This window comes from Dyella sp., from assembly GCF_035277725.1.
Taxonomy (GTDB): domain Bacteria; phylum Pseudomonadota; class Gammaproteobacteria; order Xanthomonadales; family Rhodanobacteraceae; genus Dyella_B.
In genome coordinates this window covers 40,373-52,545 of the sequence record NZ_DATEJY010000123.1, presented here as the reverse complement: position 1 = coordinate 52,545, position 12,173 = coordinate 40,373, and the positions used below count along the sequence as shown (strand labels likewise).

At 61.3% G+C, this 12,173-nt stretch carries 9 protein-coding genes; 1 reads left to right on the top strand and 8 read right to left on the bottom strand.

All coding sequences use genetic code 11. The annotated features are described in order from the left end of the window. Window positions 1–183: 183 nt before the first annotated feature. The 7 genes from lepB to VJR68_RS11235 all read right to left on the bottom strand — a co-directional run bounded on the left by lepB (window position 184) and on the right by VJR68_RS11235 (window position 9,209). Window positions 184–1,083 carry a signal peptidase I gene (lepB, locus tag VJR68_RS11265; protein ID WP_324147767.1) on the bottom strand — a complete coding sequence of 300 codons (900 nt, stop codon included), beginning with the start codon at window positions 1,081–1,083 and terminating at the stop codon, window positions 184–186. Between the two features lie 12 nt (window positions 1,084–1,095). Continuing rightward, window positions 1,096–2,886: a translation elongation factor 4 gene (lepA, locus tag VJR68_RS11260; RefSeq protein WP_324147766.1), complete on the bottom strand. Its 1,791-nt coding sequence runs from the start codon at window positions 2,884–2,886 to the stop codon at window positions 1,096–1,098. A 179-nt stretch (window positions 2,887–3,065) separates the two neighbouring features. After that, on the bottom strand, window positions 3,066–4,547 hold the full coding sequence (locus VJR68_RS11255) for a DegQ family serine endoprotease (RefSeq protein ID WP_324147765.1): 1,482 nt from the start codon (window positions 4,545–4,547) through the stop codon (window positions 3,066–3,068). Between the two features lie 150 nt (window positions 4,548–4,697). After that, window positions 4,698–5,378 carry a sigma-E factor negative regulatory protein gene (locus VJR68_RS11250; RefSeq protein ID WP_324147764.1) on the bottom strand — a complete coding sequence of 227 codons (681 nt, stop codon included), beginning with the start codon at window positions 5,376–5,378 and terminating at the stop codon, window positions 4,698–4,700. Then, window positions 5,375–5,971, bottom strand: a complete 597-nt coding sequence (gene rpoE, locus VJR68_RS11245; RefSeq protein WP_324147763.1) for an RNA polymerase sigma factor RpoE — start codon at window positions 5,969–5,971, stop codon at window positions 5,375–5,377. Before rpoE ends, VJR68_RS11250 begins: the two co-directional genes overlap by 4 nt. Before the next feature lie 164 nt (window positions 5,972–6,135). Beyond that, entirely contained in the window at window positions 6,136–8,733 is a 2,598-nt protein-coding gene (locus VJR68_RS11240) for a putative bifunctional diguanylate cyclase/phosphodiesterase (RefSeq protein WP_324147762.1), read from the bottom strand. Next, a complete protein-coding gene (locus VJR68_RS11235; protein ID WP_324147761.1) occupies window positions 8,730–9,209 on the bottom strand; it encodes a hypothetical protein in 480 nt (159 codons plus the stop codon). Before VJR68_RS11235 ends, VJR68_RS11240 begins: the two co-directional genes overlap by 4 nt. Before the next feature lie 208 nt (window positions 9,210–9,417). Between VJR68_RS11235 and VJR68_RS11230 the strand changes: the two genes are divergently transcribed. Then, on the top strand, window positions 9,418–11,499 hold the full coding sequence (locus VJR68_RS11230) for a 3-hydroxyacyl-CoA dehydrogenase NAD-binding domain-containing protein (protein WP_324147760.1): 2,082 nt from the start codon (window positions 9,418–9,420) through the stop codon (window positions 11,497–11,499). Between the two features lie 73 nt (window positions 11,500–11,572). Here VJR68_RS11230 and VJR68_RS11225 read toward each other — a convergent pair whose 3' ends face one another. After that, on the bottom strand, window positions 11,573–12,148 hold the full coding sequence (locus VJR68_RS11225) for a DUF2058 domain-containing protein (RefSeq protein ID WP_324147759.1): 576 nt from the start codon (window positions 12,146–12,148) through the stop codon (window positions 11,573–11,575). Window positions 12,149–12,173: the final 25 nt, after the last annotated feature.

The following is a 12,173-nucleotide window of genomic DNA, read 5'->3' as shown; positions in this document are numbered from 1 at the left end:
GCCACCGCCAGCACCACGATAAAGCCGATGAGCGTGATGCCCGTCTGTTTCGATTTCATAGTCCCCTCGCTATGCCGCAGGCGCGGCCCCTGTTCCGAACAAATAACCCATAACGTTACTTTGCCGCGTCTGCGCAGGTATCGCCAGCGACATGTTCACGGTTCCGCGAGCGGACCGGCATGGTCAGTGAATGATCGTGCCCATGCGGTGGAAATCCACCGCGCCGGTGCCCCAACCCTTCCAGCTGAACCAGATCATGAAGGCTTTGCCGACCAGGTTTTCTTCCGGCAGGCAACCCCACCAGCGGCTGTCTTCACTGTTCTCGCGGTCGTCGCCCATCACGATGTAGCAGTTCGGCGGTACCACGGCCGGTACACGCGCATTGGGGATCGGCGGCGTGGGGCCGCGTGCGGGCATGCGGGCGATGAGGTGATTGACCGGACCTAGCTGCTCGCTCCAGACCGAGGCGTTGTAGTACAGCAGCTCGTTATCTTCGGGGCGGGCAGGATTGCCCTTGAACGGGCCGATTTCGGTATCCACCACCGGCTTGCCGTTGATCACGATCTGGCTATCGTGCACTTCGAGCGTGTCGCCGGGCAGGCCGATCACGCGCTTGATCCAGTTCTGGCTGGGCACTGGCGCATGCGGATCGGCGCAGGTGATGTCACCGCTGCGCACGGTCTTGCCGCTGTCGTCCTGGCAGATGTAACCAGGAAAGCGGAACACCACCACATCGCCGCGCTTGGGCTCACCGATGCTGACCACCTTGTTGTTGAAGGCCGGCAGGCGCAAACCAAAGGCGAACTTGTTTACCAGGATGAAATCGCCCACATCGAGCGTAGGCATCATGGAGCCTGACGGAATGCGAAAGGGTTCGGCCACGAAGGAGCGCAGCAACAGCACGACGAAGATCACCGGGAACAGCGAACGCGCCCAGTCCACCGCTGCCGGATCGCGATATTCCTCGCCGGCCGCGACGAAGCGCGCTTGACGCTTGCGGTAGAACAGCAAGCGATCAAGGCCCCAAACCACACCGAACAACACGGTGAGGGCGAGCAAAATGGCCGAAAAGTCAAAATCCATGCGTTGGCTCCGCTATTTGTCCACTTTGAGCACGGCGAGGAAAGCTTCCTGCGGAATCTCAACCCGGCCGACCTGCTTCATGCGCTTCTTGCCTTCTTTCTGCTTCTCCAGCAGCTTCTTTTTACGGCTCACGTCACCGCCGTAGCACTTGGCGAGCACGTTTTTGCGCAGCGCCTTCACCGTGGAGCGCGCAATGATCTGTGCACCGACCGCGGCCTGGATCGCCACGTCGAATTGCTGGCGCGGAATCAGGTCCTTCATGCGCTCGACCAGGTCGCGTCCGCGCCGATCGGCATGGCTGCGGTGCACGATCAGGCTGAGCGCGTCCACGCGGTCACCGTTGATAAGCACATCAACGCGCACGAACGGGCCGGCGTCGAAGCGTTCCATGTGGTAATCCATGGACGCATAGCCGCGCGACACTGACTTGAGCTTATCGAAGAAATCCAGCACCACTTCGGCCAGCGGCAGCTCGTAGTTGATCTGCACTTGCGTGGCGAGATACTGGATGGAACGCTGCACACCGCGCTTTTCTTCGCACAGCGTGATGATATTGCCGATGTAGTCCGGTGGGGTGAGGATGTTCGCCACGATCACCGGTTCGCGAATTTCTTCGATTTGCGTGACCGGCGGCAGGCGTGCCGGATTGTCCAGCTGCATCACCGAGCCGTCGCTCTTGAGGATTTCATACACCACGGTGGGTGCGGTGGTGATGAGGTCGAGATCGTATTCGCGCTCCAGGCGTTCCTGCACGATTTCCATGTGCAGCATGCCAAGGAAGCCGCAGCGGAAGCCAAAGCCCATCGCCTCGGAGCTTTCCGGCTCGAAGAAAAGCGCGGCATCGTTGAGGCGAAGCTTGTCCAGCGCTTCGCGTAGCGCAGGAAAGTCGTCGGCCGACACCGGAAACAGGCCGGCGAAGACGCGAGGCTGCATGGTCTGGAAACCGGGCAACGGATGCGGCGCGGGCTTGGCTGCAAGGGTCAAGGTATCGCCCACCGGTGCGCCGTGCACGTCCTTGATGGATGCGGTGATCCAGCCCACTTCGCCGGCGGAAAGTTTCGCGAGCTTCTTGCGCTTGGGCGTGAAGACGCCGACTTCGCTTACTTCGTGCGCACGGCCGGTGGACATCACCAGCAGCTTGTCGCCGGGCTTGATTTCACCCTGCATGATGCGCACCAGCGACACCACGCCGAGATAGTTGTCGAACCAGGAATCGATGATCAGTGCCTGCAGGCGATCGGTATCGCGAGGCTTCGGCGGCGGAATGCGCGCAACGATGGCTTCGAGTACTTCCACCACGTTCTGGCCAGTCTTGGCGCTGACCGCCACGGCGTCGGTGGCGTCAATGCCGATCACGGCCTCGATTTCACCCTTCACCTTGTCCGGATCGGCCGTAGGCAAGTCGATTTTGTTGAGCACGGGCACCACTTCCAGCCCTTGCTCCACCGCTGTATAGCAATTGGCGACTGACTGCGCCTCCACACCCTGGGCTGCATCGACCACCAGCAACGCGCCTTCACAGGCGGCAAGCGAGCGGCTTACTTCGTAAGAGAAGTCGACGTGACCAGGGGTGTCGATGAAGTTGAGCTGGTAGGTCTTGCCGTCCCGTGCCTTGTACGGCAGCGACACGGACTGTGCCTTGATGGTAATGCCGCGCTCGCGCTCGATAGGATTGCTGTCCAGCACCTGGGCTTCCATCTCGCGATCGGCCAAGCCTCCGCAAATCTGAATGATGCGGTCGGCAAGCGTCGACTTGCCGTGATCGATGTGGGCGATGATGGAGAAATTGCGGATCAGTTCCATGGGCACGCTGTCAGCTTCACCGCCTCGCGCGATGCGTAGGCAGGCTATCACCGGAATGGCGATATTAGCCGCTCATTATCGCATGGATTGAGAACCGGGGCCCACGCCGGGCTGGGACGGCTCCCACCGCAAGCCTCGCATAAGAAAGGCCCGCCTTGCGGCGGGCCTTCGTACGGCGGTTACTCGTCTTTGTCGCTGGGAATCGTGAGCGCGATGAAGTTGTTCGAGTCGCCACGCCGCACCAGCAACAACACCGTGTCACCCGGCTTCACGCCTGCCGTGGCGGCACGGAAGTCCTCCACGCTGGCCACCTTCTTCTGGTTCACCATCAGGATCACGTCGCCCTGCTGCAGGCCAGCTTGCGCAGCCACCGGGCCGGTGACATTCGCGATAGCCACACCCTCGCCCGCTTTCAGGCCGAGTTGGCTGCGCGTGGAAGCGTCCACGTTCTCCACGCTGAGGCCCAGGGCATTCGCACCGCCGCTCGGGGCTGCCTTGCCCATGGCGGAAAGCGCGTTCTGGTCGCGCGGCATGGTGCCGATCGTGGCGTCGATGGTCTTTTCCTTGCCATCACGCAGGATGGTGATCGGCACCGCGGCGCCCGGCTTGGTCATGGCGACCATCGGCGGCAGGTCCGCGCCCTGCACAACGTCGTGGCCGTTGTACGCAAGAATGATGTCGCCCGATTGCAGGCCAGCTTTCTGCGCCGCGCTGTTCGGCTCCACGCTGACCACGATCGCGCCCTTGGCGGTATCGAGTTTCAGCGCCTTCACCATGTCCTCGTCCACTGGCTTGATCGTCACGCCCAGCATGCCGCGCGTGACGTAACCCTTGGTCTTCAGCTGATCGACCGCGTTCATCGCCATGTCGATCGGAATCGAGAACGCAATGCCCTGATAGCCGCCGGTGTCTGAATAGATCTGCGAATTGATACCCACGACCTGCCCCTGCAAGTTGAACAGCGGGCCACCGGAATTGCCGCGGTTGATCGGCACGTCTGTCTGGATGAAAGAGGTAGCGGGCTGATCGCCAGCGCCAAGGTTGCGCCCCACGGCGCTCACGATGCCTTGCGTAACAGTGTAATCGAAGCCAAACGGCGAACCGATCGCCAGCACCCATTGACCCGGCTTGAGCAGGCGCGAATCGCCGATGGTCACCGCGGGCAAGGGACTGCTGGTGTTGACCTTCAACAAGGCGATGTCATAGGTGGGATCGGTACCCACCACCTTCGCGGTCAACGTGCGGCGGTCCTGCAGACGGACGGTTACCACATCAGCATGATCGACCACATGGTTGTTGGTAAGGATGTAGCCGTCGCTGGAAATAATGAAACCCGAACCCAGCGAGGTATGCGCCTGCTCTTCCGGTGACGGCATCATGGGCATGCCAAAGAAACGACGGAAGATTTCTGCCTGCCCAGGATCCATGCCCTGCAGTGGCATACCACCGGCACCCTTCGGGCGACGGCTGGAATATTTGGCCTCCACATGCACTACGGCGGGCGCGTTCTTCTGCACGATACCGGTGAAATCCGGCAAGCCGGCGGATGCCGGGGCGTCCTGCGCCCATGCCACAGGACCTGGCATGACAATGCCCACACCCAGGGCGCAACCAAGCAGGCCACACAGAAGACGGCGACTGACGAGACGGGGTTGACTCATGACTCCTCCTCAGATTTCAGACACCCCCACCTCACGCTCCAGGGCTCGCCAGGTGGAACGAGAAAAAGGGGAACCACACAGAAAGGTAAAGCCTCGCGGCTGACCGTTGGGAAGCAGGCGGGAAAAACGCGCATGCTTCCCAGGTATTGCTTAGCGGGCGCCTTGTACCGCGGCAGGACGCGACTGCGGCGTATCGATCAACAGCAGATAACTGCCATCTTGATTGCTCAACGCCTTGTAGCCTTGCATCGAATCCTGCATGGGATAAGTCGCGCTGCGATAGCGCTGGAACAGCGGATTGTCAGACGGATCACCCAGCGTGACGGAAGCACGTTGACTCAACGTCGAAGCGGAATAAGGGCTCAAGGACGGCGGCACCGCGGCCAGTACATCGTTGCTGGCGTGGGTTACCGGCGCGGCATCGACCGAAGCGAGCGATGCATCAGCCCGCACACCCTGCGACGTCACGCCATTGGTAGCAAGGCGGCTGGGACGTTCGGAATCAGGTGCGGTGGGTTGCGACACCATCAGGGCTGCCACGGCGACGCTAGCCGCGATGGCACCACCCAAGGACAACCGCAACCAGTCTCGCTTGGATGACTTGCTAGCTGCCTGTTCGCTCTCGATGGCCATCATCACGCGTGAAGCGAAACCCGAACTGGCCAAGGGTGGCAACTGGCGGCGCAGACTTTCGCCGGCAACGTGATAACGCGTCCATGCCTGTACCAGCGAAGCGTCGTGGTCGAGCCTGCGCAACAAGAAGCGCAGCTCTTCCGTGGACAGTTCGCCGTCCATCGCCGCAGAAAGATTTTCCATGTTGGCTTCACTCATGACATCGGGTCCTCGCGGTCTGAAAGCAATGGCCGCAACTTTTCGTCGATCGCCTCGCGTGCCCGGAAGATGCGCGAACGCACCGTTCCAATCGGGCAGCCCATGGCTTCGGCAATCTCTTCATAGCTGAGGCCTTCCACTTCACGCAGGGTGATAGCTGTCCGCAGCTCCTCGGGCAAGGCTTGGACAGTGGCAAACACGGTTTGTTCAATTTCCTGCCGCATTAATTCGCGTTCGGGGGTGGCTCCCTCCTGCATGCGGTCAGCACCGGGCACGTATACCGCATCCTCGATCGCGATGTCGTCCGTTGGCGGCCGGCGCCCCATCGCCACCAGATGGTTCTTGGCCGTGTTGACGGCAATTTTGTACATCCAAGTATAGAAAGCACTGTCGCCGCGGAAGGAACCGATGGCTCGCCATGCGCGGACAAAGGCTTCCTGGGCAACGTCTTCGCACTCCGCGGCATTGTGCACGTAGCGTGAGATGAGGCCGATGACCTTGTTCTGATATTTGCGCACCAGCAGGTCGAAAGCGCGCCTGTCGCCGTTTTGTACACGCTCTACCAGCGCACTATCGAGTTCGTTGTCGCCCATCCGGGCCGTCTCCTTCGTCACTGGACCATGCGGGCGGTATTCCCATGGGATGGGTGAGCTGCTCAGACCTGTTTTGCGCTCGCAAGTTCAGCGCTGCAAAGACCAATCCCCTCCTCCATTCTAAGATGGGGACGCGCCGGTGTGGCTCAAGCAGAAAGCAGGTTTCAGGCCGAGACAGCCGAAAGCGTCTGTCCGGACAACAGGCGCTCGCGCTCGCCCAGCAGGCGCTCGAAACTGGTGTGCGGAAGAGGCCGGCAGAACAGGTAGCCCTGCAGCTCGTCGCACTGGTTGGCACGCAGGAACTGCAGGTGCTGCTCGATTTCCACGCCCTCGGCCACCACCCCACGCTTCAGGCGATGAGCCATTTCGATGGTGGCGCGCACGATCGCTTCGTCGTCCGGGTCCACGCCGATGTTGCGCACGAAGCTTTGATCGATCTTGATGCGGTCGGCGGGAAGCTTGCGCAGATAGTCCAGCGAAGCCGCACCGGTACCGAAGTCGTCGATCGCGATATGGCAGCCGAGCTTGTGCAGCTTCTGCATGTTTTCCATCAAGTTGGGCGCGGCCTTGATGCTGATGCTCTCGGTGACTTCCAGTTCGAGCAGGCCGGGATCAAGGCCGCTCTCTTCCAGTACGGAGGCCACCACCTCGGAGAGGTCCGGCTGCATGAGCTGCACGGCGGAAAGATTCACGCCCAGCCTCAGGCGCAAGCCGAAACGGTCATCCCAGGCCTTGGCCTGCTTGCAGGCAGTGCGCAATACCCACTCGCCGATCGAGACGATCAGCCCGGTTTCTTCGGCCAACGGAATGAAGAAGCCCGGACCGATGTTGCCCAGTTCCGGATGCTCCCAGCGCAGCAGCGCTTCCATGCCGACGATGTCTTCCGTTTCCGCACTGATCTGCGGCTGATAGAACACGCGCAATTCGCCATTGCCCTCGGCATGGCGCAACCGTGCTTTGAGTGCAGCGTTCTGTTGCTCTTGCGCGGGGCTTACGTCGTAGACGCGGTAGTTGTTGCGGCCCAGACTCTTGGCGGCATACATCGCCTCGTCCGCATGCTTGAGCAACGTCTCGGCATCGAGTGCATCTTCGGGGAAATAGCTGATGCCGATCGACGCGGTGACCTGCAACTCCGGGCCATCTTCCAGATGCAGCGGCGCTTCCATCAGCTGCACGATTTTGTCCGCGACACGCAACACGTCATCGGTTTTCACGATATGGCGCAGCACGATGATGAATTCATCGCCCGCGTAGCGCGCCACCGTGTCGGAGGCACGCACGCTGCTGCGCAGCCGCTGCGTTACCGCAACCAGCACCTGGTCGCCTACCGCATGGCCAAGCGTGTCATTGATGAACTTGAAGCGGTCGAGATCCACGAACAGCACCGCAAACGTTTCACCGGTGCGGTTGGCTTCGCGAATGATGGTGTCGAGGCGATCGTTGAACAACAAGCGATTGGGCAAGCCCGTGAGCGCATCCAGCAAGCCTTCGGCGCGCCCCTGCTCGCGCGTGCGCCGCAGTTCGAGCATGTGCGCAAAATGCGCGGCCGCGCAGTGGAGCACCGGTTCTACGATACCTGGCTCACTGAAGGGATAGCGGCTACCGGCCAGCAAGGCGCCTAGCACGCTGCTGCGTTCGTCAAGCAATGGCAAGCCGACAAATCCGCGCAAGCCCAGCAGACTGATCAAGGGGTCTACCTCGGCCAACCGTCTGGCGTCCTGCGGGTGCATCAGCGTGCGACCACCAAGCACAAGACGCAGCGAACTTTGCAATTGCGGGCCGGGCCAGATCTGTTCTTCGCCGCGCCAGCGCTGCACGATCTGCACCGGTACGCTGCTTTCTTCCGGACGGGCGGACCACACGGCCAGGTAATCCAGATCCATTTCATCCAGCAGCAGCCGTGCGGTTTCCGGCAAGCTCGCGTCGTCATGCCCACAGGCGAACAGCCGGCCAAGCACGGCCAAGGCCGCCACCGGCCGCACACTGGCACTCGCGCTGCGGAAAACCAGCGCGACCATGTCTCGACCCTGATGCCTGATCCGGCGCACGCTGGCTTCGCCCACGTCATGGCCGCGGATCGATTTGCGCCGGCAGCCGAGCCAGGACCGATCCGCATCGAACAGCGCCTTTTCCAGGCTGACCGTTTCGAAGATCAACACCTCCGACAGTGGCATGCCAGTCAGCAGACTGTTAGCCAGACCGCTATGCCTGATGTAGGCAGGATTGGCTTCCATCACGCGCTCAGCGTCGGGATCGACGATCAACCAATCGCCCTCACCGTCTTCAAAAACAAAGCGATAGTCGCTGGTGGCGGACGGCAATGCAAAAGAAGGTGCCGGAGAGGTACTGATAACTGGCTCCGGCGCAGGCACGGGCTTGCCGCTGAGCAGTTGCTGCCAGCGGGCGATCAGCTCCGTACCGATCTGCGACGCGTACAGCCATCCACCGACTACGGGCGGCAATTGCGTGGGTTTGATCGTGGCGTCGTCGACCAGGACCGCAATGATCGGCGCATTCGCGCACGGAGGCAGCAAGCGCAATTGCTCGCAAAGCGTGCCGCTGGCGCGTCCGTCGCCATCGAACACCACCACGATCAAAGCCAGCGGTTCGCGGCCCTCCAACAGGATGGCGGCATGCGTGGTGTCGCGTGCGGAATGAATGGTGGGATGCCCTTCGCGATCGAGCACGTCGAACAGCTCGCGGCGAAGATCGCGCTGAGAGGCAACCAGCAGGATGCCCGCTTTAAACGTCGGCCCGTTCATAGCAGCCAGCGTCCATCACGCAGCCGCGGGCGCTGAATCACGTCCGCTGCGCTGCCCAAGCGCACCGCAACGTCATCGATGCTGGACACCAGCGTTGGCGGTGCATCCAGCAGAACGACCCGGCGCACGTGCCCTGCCGGTGCGCGGGCCAGTTGCCGCAGCAAGCTGCTGTCTGCCGGCAGCAAGGGCAAGGGAAAGGGGGAAAGCAGGTAGACGCCAAAGTGGATGCTTTGCTGGATATAACGCAAGGCATTGCCCAGGCGCTGGGAACCCGGAATAACCGCATGCGCCTCGCGCAGGTTTTCCATGCCCGTTTCAGGCCGCCACAGGTAAACCGATTGCCCATTGAGGCGGGCCAAGGCGCGGAACTGTTCGATCAGCGCTTTGCTCTCGATGTGCTCGAGCACGACCAACCCACCGGGTGCCGTCAGGATGCGCTCGTAGATGTCGCTGCCGGCAAGCGGCGCGGGAGCCATCAGAGAAGTCATACCGCCCAGAGAGAAGTTGTCGCATGTTGTACGTTACGCAGTCGTACGCGAAGCGCAATAGCCGGAGCGCAGAGGCGTGATCCATACGGCATACCCTGGCGGGAATCTCCCCAATACCCGCCCGCATGGTACGTCTCGCAATCATCGCTGCGGGACGGTATGGTGAAGGTCTCCCGGCCATTCCCAACCGTGACCCATGTTCGAAGGACTGCGCTTCAATCACTGGAAAACGAGCCTGGATGACAGCGGCATCGTTACCCTTACGCTGGACCGCGCCCATAGCAGCGTCAACGCGATTTCTCGCGACGTCCTGGACGAACTGGGGCAGATCGTGGAGCGGCTGGCGATCGAAAAACCCACCGGGGTCATCATCCATTCGGCCAAGGCGAATGGGTTCGCCGTAGGCGCGGACATCAAGGAATTTGTCGAATATGCCAAGCACGGGACGGTGCTGGAGAACATCGAGAACGGCCAGCGGGTGTTCGAAGCGCTGGCGCGCCTGCCCTGTCCCACGGTCGCCGCCGTGCATGGCGCCTGCATGGGTGGTGGGACGGAGCTGATCCTGGCCTGCCGCCAGCGCATCGCTGCCGATGATGAAAAGACCCGGATCGGCCTGCCGGAAGTGATGCTCGGCATCCATCCTGGCTGGGGTGGCTCGGCCCGCCTGCCACGCCTGATCGGTGCACCGGAAGCGCTGCCCGTCATGCTGACCGGCAAGACCCTCTCCGCCCGCAAAGCCAAAGGCCTGGGTGTCGTCGATCGGCTGGCCCGCCCTGATGAGCTGATGGCCGAGGCCCGTGCCTTGCTACGCCATCCGCATGCTCGCCCGTTCGCGCAGCGCACCACGGCGTGGATCACCAACACCTGGCTGGCGCGGCAGATGCTTGCCCCCATGGTGATCAAGCAGACGGCCGCCAAGGTGCGCAAAGAACATTACCCCGCACCCTTCGCCTTGATCGATGTCTGGAAGCGGGGCGGCAACAATATTCAGCAACGCCTGAAACTCGAAGCACGCTCTGTTGCCAAGTTGGCGGAAACTTCTACGGCACGCAACCTGATTCGCATCTTCTTCCTGCAGGAGCGTTTGAAAGGCCAAGGCAGCGGCATTGATGCCGGCATTCATCATGTACACGTCGTGGGCGCAGGCGTGATGGGCGGCGATATCGCAGCGTGGGCGGCGTACAAAGGATTCGACGTGACCTTGCAGGACCGCGAGATGAAGTTCATCCAACCTGCACTGGATCGCGCTCGGGCACTGTACGAGAAAAAACTGAAAACGCCGGAAAAAGCGGAAGAAGCGTGCAAACGCCTGCGTGCTGATGTGGAAGGTGCCGGTGTTGCGCAGGCAGATCTCGCCATCGAAGCCATCTTTGAAAATCCCGAGGCAAAGGAGGCGCTTTACGCCACCATCGAGCCGCAACTGAGCAACAGTAACGGCATCCTCGCCACCAATACGTCATCGATTCCGCTGGACGAACTACGCAAGAGCCTGCAGGCGCCGAGGCGTTTCCTTGGCCTGCATTTTTTCAATCCGGTAGCGCAAATGCCGCTGGTGGAAGTCGTGCGCCACGATCGTCTCGATCCCGCCATCGAAAAACGCGCGATGGCATTCTGCAAAGCGTTGGGAAAATTGCCGGTGGCGGTCAAAGGCACACCAGGCTTTCTGGTGAACCGCATCCTGATGCCCTATCTGCTCGAAGCCTTGCGCCTGTACAACGAAGGCGTTCCAGGCCCGATCCTCGACAAGGAAGCAAAAGCCTTCGGCATGCCGATGGGCCCGATCGAATTGGCCGATACGGTAGGCCTGGATGTTTGCGCATCCGTCGGCAAAGAGCTGGCGCCATTCCTGGGCCTGGAACTTCCACCAGGCCTGGAAGAAAAGCTCCAAGCCGGCAAGCGTGGCAAGAAGGATGGCCAGGGTTTGTACACCTGGCACGAAGGCAAGCCACAGAAGCCGCAGGTGGACCCCGATTACACGCCGCCGCCGGATCTACGCGAGCGCATGATCCTCGCCATGGTGAACGAGGCGGTCGCATGCCTGGGCGATGGCGTGGTGGACGACGCCGACCTGCTTGATGCCGGGGTTATCTTTGGCACCGGCTTTGCGCCATTTCGCGGTGGTCCGATCCAGTTCGTACGCGATGAAGGTGCCGAGAAGATTCGTCAGCAACTCGAAACGTTGACGAAGCGATATGGCGAGCGTTTCACGCCGAAGAACGGGTGGGATCATCCGGCGTTGAAATCGCAGGCAGCGTTTGAAGTGGCGGTCACCACCTGAGTGCAGCGGTGGGGCATAAGTCCAACGTCCCCATGGGCAAATGAAGTTGGGAATGTTACCCCCAACTTCATGCTCACCACATCAAATCATCCGGGATGCCGTCTTCGTCCACACCGGCGGCAGCGGGATCGACGAGCAAGGCCACAAGATGGGGATCGATCTCGCGCACTTGCTCCGCTATCGCCTGCGTCACCAGCATATAACGACCCGCGTTCTGCACGAGGCCCAATTTGCCGGCATTGAGGTCGGCAAGTTGAAGCGCATCGACATAGACGCGGCGAATTTTTCCGCCATATTCGAAGTGACGTACCTGATCGCCATCGGCCTTGTTCAACACTTGGCCTTCCAGCAGCTTCTGCACTTTCGCCTTGCGTTCGCGCTTCAGGCGCGCCTGTTCGGCGGCCTCTTGCTCGGCACGCTTGCGCTCCTCCGCTTCCGTGTGGGCGCGAATGGCGTATGCCTTGGCCAAGTCTATTTCTCCATCCTTCCGCACCGGCTTGGGCTGATGCGGTGACTTGGGATGATGCTTCGGCTTGCCCTTCGCAAACGAAGTGTGTGGCTTGGGCGCTGGCTGCTGCTGGCGTTTTTCGTCCTTGAGCTGCTTGACGATGCCGCTCTTCAGGAGCTGATCTCGCAATGAATCGACCATGATCGAAATCCGGTGTTACGTGTCG